The organism is Acidovorax sp. GW460-11-11-14-LB4 (assembly GCF_059423685.1).
This window is the reverse complement of the sequence record NZ_JBWKYJ010000031.1, coordinates 30,246-50,012: the sequence shown is the minus strand read 5'-3', so window position 1 is coordinate 50,012 and position 19,767 is coordinate 30,246. Positions and strand designations below refer to the sequence as shown.

General features: G+C 62.7%; 18 protein-coding genes and 2 riboswitches. Of the genes, 9 read left to right on the top strand and 9 right to left on the bottom strand.

Annotated elements, in window-relative coordinates; genetic code table 11:
• Positions 1-23: 23 nt before the first annotated feature.
• The 9 genes from AC07X4_RS13030 to AC07X4_RS12990 form a co-directional block, all read right to left on the bottom strand.
• Positions 24-1,304: an acyltransferase family protein gene (locus tag AC07X4_RS13030; protein WP_494740289.1), complete on the bottom strand. Its 1,281-nt coding sequence runs from the start codon at positions 1,302-1,304 to the stop codon at positions 24-26.
• Between the two features lie 78 nt (positions 1,305-1,382).
• Positions 1,383-2,426 carry a MerR family transcriptional regulator gene (locus tag AC07X4_RS13025; RefSeq protein ID WP_494740288.1) on the bottom strand — a complete coding sequence of 348 codons (1,044 nt, stop codon included), beginning with the start codon at positions 2,424-2,426 and terminating at the stop codon, positions 1,383-1,385.
• A gap of 4 nt (positions 2,427-2,430) precedes the next feature.
• Complete coding sequence (locus tag AC07X4_RS13020) at positions 2,431-2,838, bottom strand: FKBP-type peptidyl-prolyl cis-trans isomerase (RefSeq protein ID WP_494740287.1); 408 nt, start codon at positions 2,836-2,838, stop codon at positions 2,431-2,433.
• 169 nt (positions 2,839-3,007) lie between these two features.
• Complete coding sequence (gene gcvP, locus AC07X4_RS13015; protein WP_494740286.1) at positions 3,008-5,896, bottom strand: aminomethyl-transferring glycine dehydrogenase; 2,889 nt, start codon at positions 5,894-5,896, stop codon at positions 3,008-3,010.
• A 114-nt stretch (positions 5,897-6,010) separates the two neighbouring features.
• Positions 6,011-6,385, bottom strand: coding sequence for a glycine cleavage system protein GcvH (gene gcvH / locus AC07X4_RS13010; RefSeq protein ID WP_108625643.1), 375 nt, complete (start codon positions 6,383-6,385; stop codon positions 6,011-6,013).
• An 80-nt stretch (positions 6,386-6,465) separates the two neighbouring features.
• A complete protein-coding gene (gene gcvT, locus AC07X4_RS13005; RefSeq protein WP_494740285.1) occupies positions 6,466-7,608 on the bottom strand; it encodes a glycine cleavage system aminomethyltransferase GcvT in 1,143 nt (380 codons plus the stop codon).
• 48 nt (positions 7,609-7,656) lie between these two features.
• Positions 7,657-7,788, bottom strand: a riboswitch (glycine riboswitch).
• A 13-nt stretch (positions 7,789-7,801) separates the two neighbouring features.
• A riboswitch (glycine riboswitch) is annotated at positions 7,802-7,907 on the bottom strand.
• A 5-nt stretch (positions 7,908-7,912) separates the two neighbouring features.
• Positions 7,913-9,190, bottom strand: coding sequence for a TRAP transporter large permease (locus AC07X4_RS13000; RefSeq protein WP_494740284.1), 1,278 nt, complete (start codon positions 9,188-9,190; stop codon positions 7,913-7,915).
• Positions 9,187-9,681 carry a TRAP transporter small permease gene (locus AC07X4_RS12995; protein WP_440597314.1) on the bottom strand — a complete coding sequence of 165 codons (495 nt, stop codon included), beginning with the start codon at positions 9,679-9,681 and terminating at the stop codon, positions 9,187-9,189. The genes AC07X4_RS13000 and AC07X4_RS12995 overlap by 4 nt, the downstream gene beginning before the upstream one ends.
• A gap of 114 nt (positions 9,682-9,795) precedes the next feature.
• Complete coding sequence (locus AC07X4_RS12990; RefSeq protein ID WP_494740283.1) at positions 9,796-10,767, bottom strand: TRAP transporter substrate-binding protein; 972 nt, start codon at positions 10,765-10,767, stop codon at positions 9,796-9,798.
• 467 nt (positions 10,768-11,234) lie between these two features.
• Here AC07X4_RS12990 and AC07X4_RS12985 point away from each other — a divergent pair, with 467 nt between their 5' ends.
• The 9 genes from AC07X4_RS12985 to AC07X4_RS12945 all read left to right on the top strand — a co-directional run bounded on the left by AC07X4_RS12985 (position 11,235) and on the right by AC07X4_RS12945 (position 19,732).
• Positions 11,235-11,693: an Lrp/AsnC family transcriptional regulator gene (locus AC07X4_RS12985; RefSeq protein WP_494740282.1), complete on the top strand. Its 459-nt coding sequence runs from the start codon at positions 11,235-11,237 to the stop codon at positions 11,691-11,693.
• 245 nt (positions 11,694-11,938) lie between these two features.
• Positions 11,939-12,853, top strand: a complete 915-nt coding sequence (locus tag AC07X4_RS12980; protein ID WP_494740281.1) for a LysR family transcriptional regulator — start codon at positions 11,939-11,941, stop codon at positions 12,851-12,853.
• A 304-nt stretch (positions 12,854-13,157) separates the two neighbouring features.
• Positions 13,158-13,952 (top strand): putative hydro-lyase, encoded by a 795-nt coding sequence (locus tag AC07X4_RS12975; RefSeq protein ID WP_494740290.1) that lies wholly within the window; start codon positions 13,158-13,160, stop codon positions 13,950-13,952.
• 16 nt (positions 13,953-13,968) lie between these two features.
• Positions 13,969-14,937, top strand: coding sequence for a TRAP transporter substrate-binding protein (locus AC07X4_RS12970; protein ID WP_494740280.1), 969 nt, complete (start codon positions 13,969-13,971; stop codon positions 14,935-14,937).
• Between the two features lie 185 nt (positions 14,938-15,122).
• Complete coding sequence (locus tag AC07X4_RS12965) at positions 15,123-16,388, top strand: ABC transporter substrate-binding protein (protein WP_494740279.1); 1,266 nt, start codon at positions 15,123-15,125, stop codon at positions 16,386-16,388.
• A gap of 32 nt (positions 16,389-16,420) precedes the next feature.
• Positions 16,421-17,287, top strand: a complete 867-nt coding sequence (locus AC07X4_RS12960) for a branched-chain amino acid ABC transporter permease (protein ID WP_494740278.1) — start codon at positions 16,421-16,423, stop codon at positions 17,285-17,287.
• 5 nt (positions 17,288-17,292) lie between these two features.
• Positions 17,293-18,315 (top strand): branched-chain amino acid ABC transporter permease, encoded by a 1,023-nt coding sequence (locus AC07X4_RS12955; RefSeq protein ID WP_494740277.1) that lies wholly within the window; start codon positions 17,293-17,295, stop codon positions 18,313-18,315.
• Entirely contained in the window at positions 18,315-19,028 is a 714-nt protein-coding gene (locus AC07X4_RS12950; protein ID WP_494740276.1) for an ABC transporter ATP-binding protein, read from the top strand. Before AC07X4_RS12955 ends, AC07X4_RS12950 begins: the two co-directional genes overlap by 1 nt.
• Entirely contained in the window at positions 19,028-19,732 is a 705-nt protein-coding gene (locus AC07X4_RS12945; RefSeq protein ID WP_494740275.1) for an ABC transporter ATP-binding protein, read from the top strand. Before AC07X4_RS12950 ends, AC07X4_RS12945 begins: the two co-directional genes overlap by 1 nt.
• The last annotated feature ends 35 nt before the right edge of the window (positions 19,733-19,767 follow it).

The following is a 19,767-nucleotide window of genomic DNA, read 5'->3' as shown; positions in this document are numbered from 1 at the left end:
GGTGGGCAGGACGGGGTGAGGTGTCAGGTCGCATGAACGAGGTCTCCCAAAGAATGACGGGTGTGCGTGCGCCCCGTGAGCAAGCGGCCCACAGCGGTAAAACGCACGCAAAGGTGGTAACTGGCCAGGCACAGGGCCGTCGTGGTCAGCACATTGATCAGCATCTTGGCCGGGGCTGGAACGGGCATGCTGTACAGCAGCGCACCCAGGCCCATCGTGAGTGGCAGGTGCACCAGGTACACCCAGTACGAGCTGTCAGCCAGGTAGGCCAGCCAGGCACGGGGCTGGCCGACATGGCGCAGAAACAGCCCGATCAGCGCAAAGCTCCAGAGCCACGACGCGCTGTTGTAGGCCAGGGCCATCCAGAACTGCAGGTGGCGCGTGGCCGATACGGGCGCGGCCAGCAGATCGGTAAACGCCCCGGTGACCAGCACCAGCACAAAGGCCGATGCCTCGGGCTGAGCCAGCACTTCCGAAAGCAGTGCAGTGACCAGAAAGCCCACCAGACCCAAGCCGGCCAGCGCAGGCCAGTGCCGTTCGTAGCGCGCCATCAGTGCCTTGCGGTGCACGTGCAGGCACAGGCCAAAGCCGTAGAACAGCCCGTTGTGTATCCATTCCGCCAGCGGTGGCAGGAAGGACCCGCTGGGCGTGACGATGCCGTGGTCGTAGCCCGCGCCAATCCACGCCAGGGGCAGCGTGAGCATCAGCAGGCCCACAGGTGTGCCGCCGAGCCAGAGGGCACCGCGTTGCAGGGCCTGCTGCAGCCTTGCGGGCAATGCGCGCACCGCCCTCCATGCCACGGGCGTCAGCAGCGCCAGCCACAGCAGCATCCACAAGAACCAAAGGTGCATGGTGGCTGGGCCCTGGGGCACGTTGGGGCCTCGGGGCAGCAGGCTGCGGTCTACACCCCAGGTGCCATAGGCCATGCGGTGCAGGAACATCAGCCCGAGCAGCGCACAGACCACGAACAGCGGCGGCCAGAACAGCGCAAAAGGCAAACCGAGACGGCGCAGGCGGTTGCGCACCATGCCAGCCAGCCCCTGGCGTTGGACCAGCGCCGCTACAAAGAACCCGGCGAGGATGAAAAACAAGGGCATGCGAAAGGCATGGATCACCGCCACCAGCAGGTCCGCCAGGGGGCTGGACCGGTCGTCGTGCCAGGGCAGGGGCGACGGCCGGCTCATGTAAAGCACCGAGACATGCAGCACGATGCCCAGCCACATCATGGTGGCGCGCAGGTTGTCCAGGGCGTGCAACCGCCGGGTGGGGGCGGAGGGGCTGGAAGAGGGTGTCGATCCATTCATGGGGACCGACTGTGGGGCCTCACGTTGCGTGAGGGTCAAGCACTTTTCAGTGGTTTTTTTGCAGACGGTGTGAGTGTCTCAGCGGCGCGCAGCGACTGTCGCAGCCATGGCGGGAGTGGGTGTGGCCAGCGCGAGCGCCGCCTGCAGGTAGGCGCGCACGGGCGCGCTCAGCGGCGAGCCCGCCTGCAGCAGCGGCTCGTTGGCCGACGCTGTGAGCAGCTTCTGGCGCAATTGCGCATCGCCGCGGGTCAGCTGGTCGAACAGCGTGTTCCAGCGCAGGGCCGCAGCCGCTGCGTCGGTGTGGTTCGTGGGGATTTGGCGGTCCAGCAACTGTTGCACGTCACGTTCCAGTGCTGCCCACGCGGTGTGCGGCACATGGCCCAGCGTGCGCAGGTCGTCGCGGGTCAGGTACTTCTCCAGCAGCGCCAACCGCAGCTTGATGGCGGTTTCCACGTATTCGATCATGTCGCCGGGCGGTGCGTGGTTGCGCCCCTGCGCGCTGGGCTCGGTGCGAAACATGTGGCCCCAGCGGTCCAGCAGGTCCAGGTCGCCCCCCATCCAGTGCAGCATCAGCGCCATCCAGCGGTAGGCCAGTGCCTGCACCTCGGGCGCATCGGGAGGTAGCTGGCGGTCCATGGCGCTGCGCACCAGGACTTTGACAACGAGCCAGTCGGCCTCGATCAGGCTCCAGTTGGTGAAGATCTGCTTGAGTTCGGTGGTGCTGAAGTATTTACCGTAGGTGGTCATCAGCGCCAGCGCCTCGAGCCAGTTGCCCATGTCGGGCTCAGCACCTGCCATGAGGCCGTCGCGCAGCATGGTCAGGCGCCCGCGCAGTTCTTTGGCCTGCGTGATCTGCTGGTCCAGCGCCCGGATCTGCTGGCCAATGATGCGCTGGGGTGCCACCCCTTCGCCCGCCAGCAGCTCGGCAATGTCGCTGAGCGCCAGGCCCATCTGGCGCATGGTCTGGATGCCATGCAGCCGCTGCACGTCGGCCTGGCTGTACAGGCGGTACCCCGCGTCTGACCGGCCCGAGGGCTTGAGCAGCCCCACCTCGTCATAGTGGTGCAATGTGCGCACCGTGAGGCCGGTGCGCCGCGCGAGGTCACCGACCTTCAGCAGCATGGGGTCAGCGGCCCACGGAGATCAGCTCGATCTCGAAATTCAGCGTGGCGTTAGGGGGAATGACGCCACCCGCACCCCGGGCGCCGTAGGCAATGCCGGGGGGGCAAGTCAGCTTGGCCTTACCGCCCGGCTTCATGCGTTGCACGCCTTCGGTCCAGCAAGGGATCACGCCATTGAGTGGGAACGAGGTGGGTTCGCCGCGTTTGTAGGAGCTGTCGAACTCCTTGCCGTCGAGGAACGTGCCCTTGTAATGCACCTTGACCGTGTCGGTGGCCTTGGGCGATTCGCCCGTGCCGTCTTTGAGCGATTCATAGACCAGGCCGCTGGCCGTGGTGATCGGTTTGGAGGTCTGGGCCATGGCGGCGGGGGCGATCACAGCGGTGGCGAGCAGAAGGCACAAGAGGTTTCGCAAAGGAGGCTCCTAAAAGGGTGAATCACAACGCAGCCCGCGATCTTATGCGTGTTCCTGCACCTGCCTGTACGGGCCCCCAACGAAAAAAGCCCTGGGCGAGCGGGCTCCAGGGCTTGCAAGAGCAATGGCTGTTGCGGCAGACGATGCAGCCGTGGCCTTCGCTGCAGGGTCAGGCGTAGTCGCTCACCGGGATGCAGCTGCAGCTCAGGTTGCGGTCACCCCACACGTTGTCCACGCGGCCCACTGGCGACCAGTATTTGTTGCTGCGCAGCGCAGCCACGGGGTAGGCAGCTGCCTCGCGGGTGTAGGGGCGGTTCCAATCGCCGCTCAGCAGGCTTTCTGCGGTGTGCGGGGCGTTCTTGAGCGGGTTGTTGTCCTGCGGCAGCTTGCCTGCTTCGATCTCGCGGATCTCTTCGCGGATGGCGATCATCGCGTCGATGAAGCGGTCCAGCTCTGACAGGGTCTCGCTCTCGGTAGGTTCCACCATCAGCGTGTTGGGCACCGGGAAGCTCAGCGTGGGCGCGTGGAAGCCGTAGTCAATCAGGCGCTTGGCCACGTCTTCGGCCATCACGCCGCTGGTGTCCTTCAGGCTGCGCAGGTCCAGGATGCACTCGTGTGCCACATGGCCGTTCTCGCTCGCGTACAGCGTGGGGTAGTGATCCTTGAGGCGCGCGCTGATGTAGTTGGCGCTCAGGATGGCGGTCTCGGTAGCAGCCTGCAGGCCTTCGGCGCCCATCATGCGGATGTACATCCAGCTGATGGGCAGCACGGCTGCGTTGCCCAGCGGCGCGGCGCTGACGGCACCCACGCCACCAGGCACGCCCGCCGTGGCATGACCCGGCAGGAAGGGCACCAGGTCCTGCACCACGCACACGGGGCCCACGCCGGGGCCGCCACCGCCGTGGGGAATGCAGAAGGTCTTGTGCAGGTTCAGGTGGCTCACGTCACCGCCGAACTCGCCGGGGGCCGCAACGCCCACCAGGGCGTTCATGTTGGCACCGTCCACGTACACGCGGCCGCCGTGGCTGTGCACAAGGGCGCACAGCTCTTTGACGCTGGTCTCGAACACGCCGTGCGTGCTGGGGTAGGTGATCATCACGGCGGCCAGGTTGGCGCTGTGCTGTTCGCACTTGGCTTTCAGGTCCACCAGGTCCACGTTGCCGTTGGCATCGCAGGCGGTCACCACCACTTGCATGCCCACCATCTGGGCACTGGCGGGGTTGGTGCCGTGTGCACTGCTGGGGATCAGGCAGATGTTGCGGTGGCCTTCGCCGCGCGATTCGTGGTAGCCCTTGATGGCCAGCAGGCCGGCGTATTCGCCTTGCGAGCCTGCATTGGGTTGCAGGCTGATGCCTGCATAGCCCGTGGCCTGGCATAGCCAGGCGCGCAGTTGCTCGTCCAGCTGCTTGTAGCCCTGTTGCTGGTCAGCGGGGGCGAAGGGGTGCACGTTGGCAAACTCAGGCCAGGTGATGGGGATCATCTCGCTGGTGGCGTTGAGCTTCATGGTGCACGAGCCCAGCGGGATCATGCTGCGGTCCAGTGCCAGGTCCTTGTCGGAGAGCTGGCGGATGTAGCGCAGCATGCCGGTTTCGGAATGGTGGGTGTTGAAGACGGGGTGTGTGAGGTAGCTGCTGGTGCGGCGCAGCTCGGTGGGGATCAGCGGTTCCACGCCCTTTTCAAACGCATCGAAGGTGGGCAGCGCCTGGCCGTCCTTGACGAAGATCTTCCACAGCAGCTCGATGTCGGCGCGTGTGGTGGTCTCGTCCAGCGAGATACACAGGTACTCCTCAAAGTAAATCCGCAGGTTTGCGCCCAGGCTGATTGCCTTGGTTGCTATGGATTGTGTAGCGCCCTGGGTGTGCAGGCTCACGGTGTCGAACGTGGCCTGTGCACGCACAGGCGCACCCAGCTGCTGCAGCCCTTGCGTGAGGATGGCGGTGTAGCTGGCCACACGCTGTGCGATGCGCTTGAGTCCTTCGGGGCCGTGGTACACGGCATACATGCTGGCGATCACGGCGGGCAGCACTTGGGCCGTACAGATGTTGGATGTGGCCTTTTCGCGGCGGATGTGCTGTTCGCGGGTTTGCAACGCCAGCCGGTAGGCAGGTTTGCCATGCACGTCCACGCTCACACCCACCAAGCGGCCGGGCAGGCTGCGCTTGTATTCGTCGCGGCAGGCCATGAAGGCAGCGTGGGGGCCACCGGCGCCCATGGGCATGCCAAAGCGCTGGGTGGTGCCCACCACGATGTCGGCACCTTGTTCACCCGGTGGGGTGATGAGCGTGAGGGCCAGCAGGTCGGCCGCCACGATGAAGGCGGCCTGCTTGGCATGCGCTTTTTCCACGTCGGCGCGCAGGTCGTCAATGCGGCCGCTGGTGGCGGGGTACTGGGCCAGCACGGCAAAGTAATCGCCGTCCAGCAGTGTGTTCCATTCCTCGGCCGAATTGGCCAGGTGCACTTCCAGGCCCAGGGGCTTGGCGCGGGTCTGGATGACTTCGATGGTTTGCGGGTGCGCGTCGCCTGCCACCACAAACACGTTGCTCTTGCTCTTGACCGAGCGCTTCGCCAGCGTCATGGCTTCGGCGGCGGCGGTGGCTTCGTCCAGCATGGATGCGTTGGCAATCGGCATGCCCGTCAGGTCGCACACCATGGTCTGGAAGTTGACCAGGGCCTCCATGCGGCCTTGGGAGATTTCGGCCTGGTAGGGCGTGTAGGCGGTGTACCAGGCGGGGTTCTCGAGGATGTTGCGCAGGATGACGCCGGGCGTGTGCGTGCCGTAGTAGCCCTGGCCGATGAAGCTCTTGAGCAGCTGGTTCTTGCCCGCGATGGCCTTGAGTTCTGCGAGTGCCGCCGCTTCGGTGAGCGGCGCGGGCAGGTCCATGCCCCGGCTGCGTGCGATGGAGCGCGGCACGATGGATTCGATGAGCGCACGGCGCGAGGCCTCGCCGATCACCGACAGCATGTGCGCTTCGTCGGCCGCGTCGATGCCGATGTGGCGGGGCAGGAATTCGGTGGCGTTTTCAAGCGCGCCAAGGGGGGTGGCGGATTGCATCAGCATGGGGCAGTCTCGTAGGTCGCAGCGGGTTGGGGTCGGTGCCGGGGAAAGAGCGCGCACGCGACAGGGCGGCGGGCCGGGCATGGCCCGGCGCCATGCCCTCTGAGTCAGCAGGGATCAGGCGTTCTTGGCGAACTCGGTGTAGGTAGCTTCGTCCAGCAGGGCGTCGAGCTGGCTCGCGTCGGCCAGCTTGACCTTGAAGAACCAGCCAGCGCCCAGCGGGTCGCTGTTGGCAAGGGATGGGTCGGCACGCAGGGCTTCGTTCACTTCGACCACTTCGCCAGAGACGGGCATGTACACATCGGCGGCGGCCTTCACGGACTCGACCACACCTGCCACTTCGCCCTGGGCAAAGCTTTTGCCCACTTCGGGAAGGTCTACAAACACCACGTCGCCCAGCGCGTCCTGCGCGTGGACGGTGATGCCCACCACCGAAGCGTTGGCATCAGCGGCATTGATCCACTCGTGGTCTTTGGAGAATTTGATCGTCATGGGAAGCTCCTCAAGCAAAGGAAAAAAGTAAAGGAATCTGCAATGTAAGCGGGCGCAGCTTCTGCGCTTCGCTGATGAAATCAGCCGCGGTAGTAATTGGCTGGCACAAACGGCATGGCGCGCACTTCCATGGGCACCACCTTGCCGCGCACGACGGCGTTGACACGGGTGCCGATGGCGGCAAAAGCTGGCGTGACGTAGCCCATGGCCACGGGTTCGTTCACCGTGGGGCCCAGCAGGCCGCTGGTGACTTCGCCGATCTTTTGGCCGTCCGTGCTCTGCAGTTCGGTGTGCTCGCGCACCGGCACACGTTCCAGCGCCACCAGGCCCACACGCTTGCGGGGCAGGCTGGAAGGGTTGTCGATCTGTGCGAGCACCTTGTCGGCACCGGGGAAGCCGCCTGCACGCGCGCCACCGGCGCGGCGCACCTTCTGGATGGCCCAGTTGAGCGCGGCTTCGGGGGGTGTGGTGGTGGTGTCGATGTCGTTGCCATACAGGCACAGGCCTGCTTCGAGGCGCAGCGAGTTGCGGGCGCCCAGGCCGATGGGCTTGACTTCAGGCTGGGCCAGCAGGGCGCGGGCCAGGGTGTCGGCTTGCGCGGCGGGTACGGAGATTTCAAAGCCGTCTTCGCCGGTGTAGCCGCTGCGGGTCACAAAGCAGTCGCAGCCCGCGATGCTGAACGCGCCACCGGTCATGAACACCAGCTTTTCGACACCGGGCGCCAGGCGGGCGAGGGCGGTGACGGCCTGTGGGCCCTGCAGAGCGAGCAGGGCGTGGTCGGGCATGGGCACCACCTTGCAGCGCTGGCCGATGCGGGCCTGGATATGGGCAATGTCGCCCACCTTGCAGGCGCCGTTGACGATGACGAACAGCGTGGGCTCGCCATCCACTACGCCCTGGTTGAAGAACATCAGATCGTCAATGATCTTGCCTTCATCGGTCAGCAGCAGACCGTAGCGTTGCTTGCCCACGGGCAGGTCGATCACATCCACGGGCATCAGGGTTTCAAACGCAGCCGCCGCATCGGCACCGATCAGCTTGAGCTGGCCCATGTGCGACACGTCAAACAGGCCGGCGGCGGTGCGGGTGTGCACATGCTCGGCCATCAGGCCAGCGGGGTATTGCACGGGCATGGAATAGCCTGCAAAAGGCACCATGCGAGCGCCCAACTCGATGTGCAGGGCGTTCAGGGGCGTGGTGAGCAGGGGGGCGGTGGCTGACATGGCGGACTCCGGGGCAAATGGGGGCCGCAGCCACAGGGTGGCCACGGGATTTGCCCTGCTGTCCGCTTTACCTGAGAGATTCACCGCAGCGCCTTGGCTGGCCGTGCGGTTTGCTCCTTCGGTGGATGGCCTGCACACAGCTTCTTTTCTGTGGGGCCACCTCTCTCCAGCAAGGGAACGCCCGCATCGCTGCGGGCGGTTGCCAGTCCTTTTGCCTGAGCGTTCGGCTGCTGCCTGCGCCTTCGGCGGTGCTGCGCGTCTTATGGACAAGACGGAGCACTCTCTCCTGACCGGGCGATTCTAACTACTTTGCGTAGACCAGATCCCGAAGTGCCAACGAGATCGATGGCACGTAGGTGATGATCATCAGGCACACCAGAATCACGCCGACGAACGGCAGCAGGTGCTTGATGATCCGGTCGAGCGAGATTCTGGCCACCGTGCAGGCTGCGAACAGGTTCACCCCGAACGGGGGCGTGATCATGCCCAGGGCCAGGTTCACCACCATGATGAGGCCGAAATGCACAGGGTCGATGCCGAAGTGCATGGCCACAGGCGCGAGGATGGGGGCCAGCACGATGATCGCCGCACTGGTCTCGATGAACATGCCGATCACGAACAGCGCCGCGTTCACGCCCAGCAGGAAGAGGGCCGGGGACTGCAGCACCGCCTCCAGCCAGCGGCCGATGGCATCGGGCACGCCCGCACGTGTAATGAGGAATGCAAACAGCCCCGCGTTGGCGATGATGAACATGATCACCGCCGACGAGATGGCCGACTTGCGCAGGATGGCGAACAGGTCCTTGAGCTTGATCTCGCGGTAGATGACGATGCCCACCACCAACGCGTAGAACACGGCGACGGCCGATGCCTCGGTGGGGGTGAACACGCCGCCATAGATGCCGCCCAGGATGATCACCGGCATCAGCAACGCCCAGCCCGCCTGCAGCGTGGCCTTGCCAAAGGGCATGCGCCCATCGCCGTCGTTTTTGCCCCAGCCCTTGTACTTGCAGTACAGCCAGACAAACAGCATCAGGGCGGCGCTGATCAGCAGCCCGGGGCCGAAGCCGGCGATGAACAGTTCGCCAATCGATACCTCGGCGCTCACGCCGTACAGGATCATCGGAATGGATGGAGGGATGATCACGCCCAGCTCGGCACTGGTAGCCTGCAGCGCGGCAGCGTAGCTGGTGGGGTAACCATGCTTGATGAGTGCGGGAATCAGGATGGCGCCAATCGCAAACGTGGTGGCGACCGACGAACCCGATACGGCGGCAAAGATCATGCAGGTCAGCACGCAGGTCATGGGCAGGCCGCCCTGCACGCCGCCGACGATACTTTTTGCAAACTCGACCAGACGGCGCGAGATGCCGCCAGTTTCCATTAGATTGCCTGCCAGGATGAAGAATGGAATGGCAGCCAGTGGAAACTTGTTGATCGAGCCGAACATCTCCTTGACGGAAATTAGCATGTTCGCATTGGAGGCCTGGATGCCCAGGATGGAGGCCAACCCGATGGATACGGCTACCGAGACGGTGAGTGCGAAGCACAGCACCATCGTTGAAATCATGACCAAGCTCATTGGGCGGTCTCCAGTTCCATGCGCAGGGGATCGATGAGGTTGCCAATAATGCCCACGACGCAGAAGAGCCCCCCCACCGGCATGGCGAGGTAAGCCCAGAACATGGACACGGACTCGAGCCCTGCAACGCTTTGTACTCCGCCGCGTTGGGCGTAGTCCCATCCCCACCAGATGATGATTCCGATCAGTGCGAGTGCGGCCAGCGCGACCACCCAGTCGAGTACGCGCTTGATGCGCGGCGGGCTCCATCGGTACAGCACATCCACGCTCACCATCGCTCCCTGGCGAAAAGCGGCAGGGATCGCCAGGAACACCATCCAGATCAAGCTGAACCGGATCAGGACCTCCGTCCATTCAGCGGGCTGTTCCAGCACAAAGCGTGTCACGATCTGAAACATGCCCAGCACGGAGGCCAGGGTCAGCATGGCGCAAGCGCCCAGCATGGCGATGAAGGTCGTCCATCGCTCGAAGGTAAGAAAAGTATTTTTCATGGGGCGGTGCCAACCATGGGAGATGTGGGCCGAAAGGGAGGAATAAGAATAAAAACGCCCGATAGCGGCAGGGCTACGGGCGTCGTTTGCTATTGAGGCAATAGCGTTGCTGGGTTACTTGACCTCGCGGATCTTGTCGATCGCAGCCTTGCCGAACTGCTTTTCAAACTCGGCGTTGACGGGGGCCAGCGCCGCCACGAACTTGGCCTTGTCCACGTTGTCGATCACGGTCATGCCCTTGGCACGCAGGTCGGCTACGCCCTTGGCATCGTCTTCGTCCACGCGCGCACGGTTGGCTTTGGTGCCTTCCTTGGCAGCCTCGATGAAGGCCTGCTTGTCGGCTGCCGAGAGCTTGTCGAATGCGGCCTTGTTCATTACAAAGATGCAGGGCGAATAAACGTGGCCGGTGAGCGTGAGGTGCTTTTGCACTTGGTCAAACTTGGCCGAGATGATGACGGACAGCGGGTTCTCCTGGCCGTCCACCGTGCCTTGTTGCAGCGCGGTGAACACCTCGGGGAAGGCCATGGGCGTGGTGATGATGCCAAAGCCCTTGTAAGCGGCAATGTGCACGGGGTTTTCCATCGTGCGCATCTTCAGGCCCTTCAGGTCACCGGGCTCTTTCACGTCGCGCTTGCTGTTGGTCATGTGACGGAAGCCGTTTTCGGCCCAGGCCAGTGCCTTGAAACCCTTGGCGTCAAACTTGGACAGCAGGTCCTGGCCGATCGTGCCGTCCAGCACGGCCCGTGCATGCGCCTTGTCGCGGAACAGGAAGGGGACATCCAGGATTTTGGTCTCAGGCACAAAGTTGGGCACTGGGCCTGTAGAACTGAACGCCAGCTCTTGCGTCCCCAACTGCACCGCTTCAATCGACTCTCGCTCGCCGCCCAGTGCACCGTTGTAGAAGGTCTGTACCTTGTAACGGCCCCCTGTGCGTTTTTCGACTTCCTTGGCAAACGTGTCGATGGCTACACCCTGGTGGGAGTTCTGGGCCGTCGAGATGCTGATACGCATGGTGGTCTGCGCGGCAGCGGTGGCCACAAAGCCGAGCGCGAGGCTCAGGCCAACGACGAGTTTGGTCAATTGCATGGTGTCTCCTGTTGGTGGTGGGTCAGGGGAGATGTGGTGCGCTGCGACCCCTTGCGGAGCCCTCCCTGGTCTCGCTCAAATTATGGTGGTCCCGTCAGGCCGCAGGCATCGGGGTTTGTGCTGGTAAGCGTGCTTATTAACTGGGCAGACAGGCGTTTGCAGTTGCATTGGCGACACCCGTGGTGCCGAGCGGGCCCAAGTTTGCAAAGAGCCTGCATGGCCGCAGGCTGGCGTCAGTGCCCGCGTCTTGGCTACTGACTGCTTGTGTCGATGGGGGCTGGAATGCCAAGGGCCCCGTGCTGGCGGTAACCAGCCGGGGCCTTGTCAATTTATGCGCTCCGGTAAGAGCGCCTTGATGAAAGAAGTATGCGCCGAGTGCCGTAGATGAATTTGCTGAATTTGGCGCAATAGACTAGGTGAGCAGAATAATTTTCTGTATTTGTAGGATTTGATGAATAATTTGACCAATGGATCGACTTGATAGAAAAATTCTCGCTGCGCTACAAGCCAACGCACGCGCCAGCCTGCAAGAGATCGGACAGGCCGTGGGCCTCAGCCCTTCACCGTGTTGGGGCCGGATCAAAAAGATGGAAGAGGCGGGTGTCATCCAGGGCTACACCGTGCGCATCAACCCCCAGTCGCTGGATCTGGCCGACACGGTGCTGGTGCAGGTCACGCTCGACAGCCACTCCGACAACACACTCGAAAAGTTTGGCGAGACACTGGCCAGCATTCCCGAAGTGATTGAGGCGCATCTGGTCTCTGGGGACTACGACTACCTGCTGCGCATCGTCGTCAAGGACACCCGAGATTACGAGCGTCTGTTGCGCGAGAAGCTTTACAAGATCAAAGGCATACGGCACAGCCGATCCAGTTTCGTATTGCGCACCCTGAAGAAGGCGGACTTGCCTCTGTTCACGGGGTAGAGCGGCTCTCTGGTGCTTGGTTTGTTTTGCGGCGTCCTTGCAGAAAGCTGGCAATGCGTGGTGGGCGCTTGCACCACAAGCGAGCCGGCCGACTTTATGCCGGTGACATGCGGCGGCACAATGGCTCCCATCGCGTTAATGCAGAACGAACGAAAACAGGTGATGCCGGCTTAGCGCACCAACACCGTGCAACCGTCTGGGCAGTGCGCCAAGCCGCCGGACGCAGAGAAATTCGAAAAAGATCCATGAACCTGCGTTTTGTCGAAGCCTTCTACTGGGTTGCTTCTCTCAAAAGCGTGACGCGCGCCGCAGAAAAACTGTTTTTGACCCAGTCAGCCATGTCCAGCCGCATCTCGGCGCTGGAAGAAGAGCTGGGCGTTTTGTTGCTGGATCGGCGTGACAAGCACTTCAAGCTCACGGTGGCCGGTGCCCGGTTTCTGGTGTACGCCAAGCGCATGCTGGAGCTACAGCGTCAGCTCAAGACCGAGATGGGATCAGGCGGCCCGTTGGAAGTATCGATTCGCCTGGGGGCCATCGAATCGGTACTGCACTCGTGGCTCATTCCGTGGGTGGAACAGCTGCGCAAGGACAACCCACTGCTGGAGCTGGAGCTGACGGTGGAAACCACACCTGTGTTGCTCGAGCAAATCCGCCGGGGCACGCTGGATGCCGTGTTTGCCGCGTTGCCTGCATCGGCTGATGGCATACGCAGCCAGGCGGTGACGCCCATGGAGATGGTGTTTGTGGGTAACAGCAAGACGCATCGCAAGCGTCGCTATGCGCTGGAAGACTTTGCAGGCGCTGACATCCTGACTTTTCAGCGCGGCTCGCAACCGCACGTGTCACTGCTCGACACGTTGCGCCAGGCACAGGTGGAGCCGCGTTGTGTGCACACCATCTCGTCGATTTCTGCGATGGTGCAGCTGGTGCAGGGCGGCTTTGGTGTGGCCACGCTGCCGCGCCTGGCAGTGCAGCGCCTGCTCGCGTTTCCAGACCTGCGTGCGCTGGCTTGCGACACCACACTGCGGCCGCTGCCCATCCACGTGAGCTATCGCGAAGACCCCTCGTCCCCCGCCATGGAAGCCGTGGTGCGGTCGGCCCTCGATTTCATCGAGCAGCAGCAACAGCCCGCGCCAGCCCGCCGCCCTCGCAAGGGCTGAACCTCGCATCAAAGCGGCTCAGCGCGCCTTGGGGCGCGCGCGGCATATGCCGTGTTTCTCCGGAATTCCTATGGTTCCTGTGTTTCAGGGTTTACCCGTAAATTTTCTCTCAGGGTTTTCCCTCGGCACCAAGATGGTTCGTCTCTCCCCAATGAAGTGCATGGAAAAAATCGATGAGCTGATAGAAATTTTTTGAATTTGCCAGGGTCGGTCACCCCCCAACACAATCTGCCCAACGTCATGCAATTGACATTTCTCAATGCAAGGAAAAACGGTGGACTTCGTTCAAGAAAATTCGCTCGCGGTGTTTGGTTCCGAAGGTGCCAGCAATCCGATCCATGTACGTGACACGATCCGCAAGGGCCTGTGGACATCGCACACAAGTGGTCTCGCGGATGGCCATGTCCAGGGCAACGTGGTCATCCTCCCCGAGGTGCTTGCCAGTGACTTCCTGCGGTTCTGTCAACGCAATCCCAAGCCTTGCCCCGTGCTGGCTGTCAGCGAGCCTGGCCAGTTCACCTTGCCCTCGCTGGGCAAAGATATCGACATCCGCAGCGATGTGCCGCTGTACCGCATCTGGCGCCACGGCGAAATGTCGGAAGAGGTGGCGGACATCGCCAGCCTCTGGCGGCCAGACCTGGTCACCTTCATCCTAGGCTGCTCGTTCTCATTCGAATCCGCGTTGATCGAGGCAGGCATCCGCCTGCGCCACATTGACGAAGGCAAGAACGTGGCGATGTTCCGCACCAATGTGCAAACCGAGCCAGCCGGGCCCTTTGGGGGGGCCATGGTGGTGACCATGCGTCCCATGCCGGCAGCGGATGTGATTCGCGCCGTGCAGGTCACCTCGCGGTTTCCGAATGTGCATGGCGCGCCTGTGCATATCGGTGACCCGGCACTCATTGGCATCGCCGATCTGGCCCATCCCGACTACGGGGATGCCGTGGCGCTGATGCCTGGGGAGATTCCTGTTTTCTGGGCCTGCGGCGTAACACCGCAATCGGCCATCTTGAATGCCCAGCCCGCGTTCTGCATCACGCATGCACCGGGCTGCATGCTGGTCACCGACCTTCTCAACCACCAACTCGCAAGCTTCTGAACCAGGAGCGTTACCAATGAAGAAGTTCACTTTTTTCGTAGCTGCCGTTCTTTGTGCGGGAGGGGCGCAAGCCCAGGTGAAATGGGACTTGCCCTCGGGGTATGCGTCCAACACGTTCCAGGTGCAAAACCTTCTGCAGTTTGTGCAAGACGTTGATAAGGCGACGGGCGGCAAACTCAAGATCAGTGTGCATCCCAATGCTTCGTTGTTCAAAGCGAACGAAATCAAACGCACTGTGCAGTCCGGTCAAGTCCCGATGGGTGATTTCATCTTGTCCAGCGCAGCCAATGAGTCTGCTGCCTACGGCATCGATTCGATCCCCTTCCTGGCCAGCAGCTATACAGAAGCCAAGCGTCTTGATCAGGCATCGCGATCCATGTTGGCGAAAACCTTGGGTGCTCAGGGCATGCAATTGCTCTACACGGTGCCGTGGCCTCCGCAGAGCCTCTATTCCGTCAAACCGGTCAAGTCGTTGGCAGATCTCAAAGGCACCAAGATGCGTGCCTACAGCCCTGCAACCTCCTACATCGCATCGGCCGTGGGGGCTCAGCCAGTGACGGTTCAGCTGACGGAACTTTCGGCAGCGTTGACCACCGGCACGGTGGACAACTTTCTCACATCCAGTGCCAGCGGCGTGGATGGCAAGCTTTATGAGACGGTCAAACACTTCTATGGCGTCGCGGCGTGGCTGCCCCGGAATGCAGTGGTCGTGAACCAGAAGGCCTTCAACGGGTTGGACAAAGCTACACAGGACGCCTTGCTTGCCCAGGCTGCGGCGGCAGGGCAGCGTGGCTGGTCCTTGAGTGAGCAAAAAGACCGTGAGTACCTCAAAGAACTGGTGGGTAAGGGAATGCAGGTGGATGCCAGTGCGGAGTCTCTCAAGAAGGAGCTGAAACCTATCGGCGAGCGCATGGCCGCCGAATGGGTGAAGGTTGCCGGAGACGAGGGCAGGGCGGTGATTGAAAGCTACTACAACAAGAAGTGAGGCCTTCGCGCGAGCGTTGGCACTTGTTCTTGCATGCAACTGAGTCAGTCCATGAAGCACATTGACTCTGTGGCACAGCGGACGGTGTCCAAGCCTCGTGCTTCATTCTTCCTTGACTGCGGGCGATATCGCTGACAGCGCGCATCCGCAGGAAATATTGCACTTTTATTGAAGGAGTATTCGAAATGAAAAAGACCCTATGGATCCGCGTTGCCGGTGCAATCAGCGGTGCGGTGATATCTCTGTCTGCCCAAGCGCAACAGGAAGTGAAGATCGGTGTGATTTATCCACTCACCGGTACTGGTGCGGCCGTTGGGGCTGAACTGCGCAACGCGCTGGAGCTGGCTGCCGACATCGTCAACAACGGGGCGCCTTCGGTTCCCAACCTGCCGTTTGCGGCTGGCAAAGGTCTTCCCAACCTCAAGGGTGCCAAGATCAAGCTGGTCTTTGCCGACCATCAGTCCAACCCGCAGATCGGCGCGACGGAAGCCGAGCGGCTGATCACGCAGGAAAAGGTCGTGGCGCTGATCGGCTCGTACAACAGCAACGTGACCGCGACGGCCAGCCAGGTGGCCGAGCGTGCCGGTATCCCGTTCCTCAACCCCGAGTCGTCCTCGGCCTCGCTCACGCAGCGCAACTTCAAATGGTTCTTCCGCACCACGCCGCACGATGACCTGTTTGTGCACAACGCCTTCGAGTTCTTGAAGGAGTTCGAGGCCAAGCGTGGCATCAAACCCAAGGTGGTTGCGTCGCTCAATGAAAACGGCCTGTGGGGTGCTGAGACGACCAAGCTGCAGACCAAGCTGGCGGCCGAGTTCGGCCAGAACATCGCCAAGCAGGTGTCGTATCCCGCCAAGACCACGCAGTTGACCTCGGAAGTGCAGGCGCTCAAGGCGGTCAGTCCCAACCTGGTGCTGCAATCGTCCTATACGGCGGACGCCATCATGTCCATCAAGACCTATAAGGAGCTTGGATTCTCGCCCGACATGATCCTGGCCAACAACGCTGGTTTCACCGACACGGACTTCATCAAGACCCTGGGCAAAGACGCTGACTTCATCATCACCCGCGAGACCTGGGCGCTGGACTTGGCCTCCCGCAACCCGATGATCAAGGAAGTCAACGACCTGTTCCAGAAGCGCTACAAGATCAACTTCACCGGCAACAGCTCGCGCACCTTCACAGGCCTGATGGTGATGGCCGACGCGATCAACCGTGCGGGCTCCACCGAGCCCGAGGCCGTGCGCACCGCGCTCACGCAAACCAACATCCGTGCCGACGACATCATCATGCCCTGGAAGGGTGTGAAGTTCGACGCATCCGGCCAGAACACGCTGGGCCGCGGCATCCTGGTGCAGATCATTGACGGCAAGTACCACACCGTGTGGCCCTTCAACATGGCCACGCGTGAAGTGGTGTGGCCCATGCCCAAGTGGGATCAGCGCAAGTAATGGCGCCAATGGCTGAAGCCTGAAAGAAAACCATGACTGCGGAAATTCTGTTCCAGACGCTGGCCTCGGGCGTGATGATCGGGTTGATATATGCGCTGGTTGCGATCGGACTGACCATGATTTTCGGGGTCATGGACATCGTGAACTTTGCGCACGGCGAGTTCCTCATGCTCGGCATGTACTCGGCGTTCTGGATGTTCTCGCTCTATGCGCTCGACCCCATCTACACCCTGCCGCTCACTGTCCTCATGCTGTTCGCGTTCGGCGTGCTGCTTTACCAGTTCGTGATTGTGCGCATCATCAACGCACCCATGCTCTCGCAGATCTTCACGACCTTCGGGATCATGATCCTGCTGCGCGGCATTGCGCAGTTCCTGTGGAAGCCGGACTTCCGCTCCATCGAGAACTCGCTGGTGAGCGGCACTGTCAAGGCGCTGGGCGTGCAGGTCGGGCGCCCCCAACTGGTGGCCGGCATCGGCGCCATCGTGATCACGGGCCTCATCTACTTCTTCTTGAACAAGACCCGCCTGGGCGCTGCCCTGGAGGCCACCGCGTCTGACAAGGAAGCCGCGCGTCTCATGGGCATTGACTCGCACAAGATGTTCGCACTGGCCTGGGGCGTAGCGGCCGCGTGTGCCGGGGCTGCGGGCGTGTTGCTATCCACCTTCTTCCCGATCTTTCCCGACGTGGGAGCCAACTTCATCCTGCTGGCCTTCGTGGTGGTGAACCTGGGCGGCTTCGGCAGCATTACCGGCGCCTTCTGGGCCGGGATTCTGGTCGGCGTGATCGAGGTGATGGGAGGGCTGCTGCTCGGGCCCCAGTACAAGACAGCGGTGGTACTGGTGCTCTTCCTCGGAGTGCTGATGTTCCGCCCGCAAGGCCTGATGGGCAAGGCATGACCACCATGAAAAACTCAATCCTTATCGCAGCGCTGCTGCTGGCCACCCTGGCGCTGCCGTCCTTCGTGGATGCGTCGCAACTGAACATGGCCATCCTCGTGCTCATGGCCGCCCAGCTGGGCGTGGCTTGGAACATGCTCGGCGGCTACGCCGGGCAGGTGTCCCTGGGCCATGCCGCCTTCTTCGGGCTGGGGGCCTACACCTCGACGCTGCTGCTGCTCAAGTTCGGCGTCAATCCGTGGATCGGTGCGCTGATCGGCGGGACCCTGTCGGCCTTGCTCAGCCTGGCGTTCGGCTGGTCGTGTTTTCGCTTGAAGGGCCACTACTTCGCCATGGCCACCATCGCCGTGGCCGAGCTGGTGCAGATCTTCTTCAACGAGTGGGAGTACGGCGGTGCCGCTGTGGGCCTGTACGTGCCCATGGACAAGCAGGGCTGGCTGTGGATGAACTTCGCCACCAAGCTGCCCTACTACTGGCTGGCCCTGGGCCTGCTGGTGCTGACTCTGGCCGCCAACTGGTGGGTGGAGCGCAGCTACCTGGGCTACTACTTCCGGGCGATCAAGGACGAGCCCGACGCTGCGCGCAGCGTGGGCATCAACATCGCCCGCTACAAGCAGGTGGCCTTGTCGCTGAGTGCGTTCTTCGCCGCGCTGGGGGGCAGCCTGTATGCCCAGAAGGAGCTGTTCATCGACCCGGGCTCGGTGCTGTCCACGGCACTGTCGATCAAGATGGCCCTGGTGGCCATCCTGGGCGGGGTGGGCACGTTGTTCGGTCCGGTAGTGGGGTCCGTGGTGCTCACCAGCATCGAAGAATTCACCCGCATCGTCTTCGGTGGCACGGGCAGGGGCACAGACGTGATCATCTACGCCACCATGATCATCCTGATAGCCGTGTACTACCCCATGGGCATTCTGGGATGGGTCAAGAGCTTCAAGGAGCGGCGGGCGGCCCGTGCCGACGCGTCGCGCCAGGTGGCCGAGCACGCAGCGGGTGCTGCGCCACTGCAGTCGGCAAAGGGAGAGGTGTGATGAAACTGCTTGAAGTCAAACAGGTCAGCAAGCGCTTTGGCGGGCTGACCGCCAACCAGGACGTCTCGTTCGATGTGGACAAGGGCACCGTCGTGGGACTCATCGGGCCCAACGGTGCAGGCAAGACCACCATGTTCAACTGCGTCGCGGGCTACTTCGCGCCCACCGAGGGCAGCATCTTGCTGGGTGGGCGCAACATCGCCGGCCTGCCGCCCGAGGCCTGCGCCCGTGCCGGCGTGGGCCGCACCTTCCAGGTGGCGCGCAGCTTCACCAGCATGACGGCCTGCGAGAACGTCATGACCGGCGCCATGCTGCTGCAGCACAACGTGGCCAAGGCCCGGGCCTTGGCCCTGCAGTGGCTGGCCTTCGTCAACCTGCACCGCTTTGCGGACAAGCCCGCAGGCAGCATGACCATCAGTGAGCAGCGTCGTCTGGCCGTGGCCCGGGCGCTGGCCATCGAGCCGCAGATCCTGCTGATGGACGAGGTCATGGCGGGCCTGAACCCCTCGGAGGTGCGCGAGGCTGTGGACGTGGTGCTCAAGATCCGAGAGCGCGGCATCGCCTGCCTCATCGTGGAGCATGTGCTCGAAGGCATCATGCCCATTGCCGACAAGATCGTGGTGCTGGACCGGGGCGTAAAGATCGCGGAAGGTACGCCAAAGCAGGTCTCCAGCGACCCACAGGTCATCTCCGCCTATCTGGGAGACGAATAATGCTCAACATCAAGAACCTCAAGGTCTGCTACGACGACGTGCTGGCCATCTCGGACGTGAGCCTCACCGTGGGGGCCGGCGAGATCGTGGCCCTGGTGGGGGGTAACGGCAACGGCAAGTCGACCACACTGCGCGCGGTGGCGGGCCTCAACGCCGCCGCAGCGGGCGACGTCTCCTTCAACGGCCAGTCCATCGGCGGCCTGCCAGCCCACCGGCGGGTGTCGCTGGGGTTGTCGCTGGTGCCCGAAGGACGCCGGTTGTTCCCCCGCCTCACGGTGCTGCGCAACCTGGAGCTCGGCGCCTTCACACGGGCCGACAAGCACGAGGTGGCCAGCAGCATCGACGAGATGCTTAACCTGTTCCCCATTCTCAAGGAGCGGGCCACCCAACTGGCCGGAACCATGAGCGGGGGCGAACAGCAGATGCTGGCCATCGCCCGGGGCCTGATGGCCCGGCCCAAGCTGCTGATGCTGGACGAACCGTCCTGGGGCATCGCGCCGAAGTTCGTGACCAAGGTGCTGGACGTGATCCAGCAGATCAACGCCAAGGGAGTCTCCATCCTTCTGGTGGAGCAGAACCTGCACAAGGCGCTGGCCATTGCCCATCGCGGCTATGTGATCCAGACGGGCCGTATCGCCATGGAAGGGGCAGCGCAAACACTGCTTCACGACGAGGACGTCAAGAAGGCGTATCTGGGCCTGTAGGGCTCTTGCCTCCGCGTGTTTGACCTGCCACGCCC

Excerpts from the sequence above, each read along its gene's own strand:
- AC07X4_RS13030 (WP_494740289.1), bottom strand. The coding sequence starts at position 1,304 with ATGAATGGATCGACACCCTCTTCCAGCCCCTCCGCCCCCACCCGGCGG.
- AC07X4_RS13025 (WP_494740288.1), bottom strand. The coding sequence starts at position 2,426 with ATGCTGCTGAAGGTCGGTGACCTCGCGCGGCGCACCGGCCTCACGGTG.
- gcvP (WP_494740286.1), bottom strand. The coding sequence starts at position 5,896 with ATGCTGATGCAATCCGCCACCCCCCTTGGCGCGCTTGAAAACGCCACC.
- gcvH (WP_108625643.1), bottom strand. The coding sequence starts at position 6,385 with ATGACGATCAAATTCTCCAAAGACCACGAGTGGATCAATGCCGCTGAT.
- gcvT (WP_494740285.1), bottom strand. The coding sequence starts at position 7,608 with ATGTCAGCCACCGCCCCCCTGCTCACCACGCCCCTGAACGCCCTGCAC.
- AC07X4_RS13000 (WP_494740284.1), bottom strand. The coding sequence starts at position 9,190 with ATGAGCTTGGTCATGATTTCAACGATGGTGCTGTGCTTCGCACTCACC.
- AC07X4_RS12995 (WP_440597314.1), bottom strand. The coding sequence starts at position 9,681 with ATGAAAAATACTTTTCTTACCTTCGAGCGATGGACGACCTTCATCGCC.
- AC07X4_RS12990 (WP_494740283.1), bottom strand. The coding sequence starts at position 10,767 with ATGCAATTGACCAAACTCGTCGTTGGCCTGAGCCTCGCGCTCGGCTTT.
- AC07X4_RS12985 (WP_494740282.1), top strand. The coding sequence starts at position 11,235 with ATGGATCGACTTGATAGAAAAATTCTCGCTGCGCTACAAGCCAACGCA.
- AC07X4_RS12980 (WP_494740281.1), top strand. The coding sequence starts at position 11,939 with ATGAACCTGCGTTTTGTCGAAGCCTTCTACTGGGTTGCTTCTCTCAAA.
- AC07X4_RS12970 (WP_494740280.1), top strand. The coding sequence starts at position 13,969 with ATGAAGAAGTTCACTTTTTTCGTAGCTGCCGTTCTTTGTGCGGGAGGG.
- AC07X4_RS12965 (WP_494740279.1), top strand. The coding sequence starts at position 15,123 with ATGAAAAAGACCCTATGGATCCGCGTTGCCGGTGCAATCAGCGGTGCG.
- AC07X4_RS12960 (WP_494740278.1), top strand. The coding sequence starts at position 16,421 with ATGACTGCGGAAATTCTGTTCCAGACGCTGGCCTCGGGCGTGATGATC.
- AC07X4_RS12955 (WP_494740277.1), top strand. The coding sequence starts at position 17,293 with ATGAAAAACTCAATCCTTATCGCAGCGCTGCTGCTGGCCACCCTGGCG.
- AC07X4_RS12950 (WP_494740276.1), top strand. The coding sequence starts at position 18,315 with ATGAAACTGCTTGAAGTCAAACAGGTCAGCAAGCGCTTTGGCGGGCTG.
- AC07X4_RS12945 (WP_494740275.1), top strand. The coding sequence starts at position 19,028 with ATGCTCAACATCAAGAACCTCAAGGTCTGCTACGACGACGTGCTGGCC.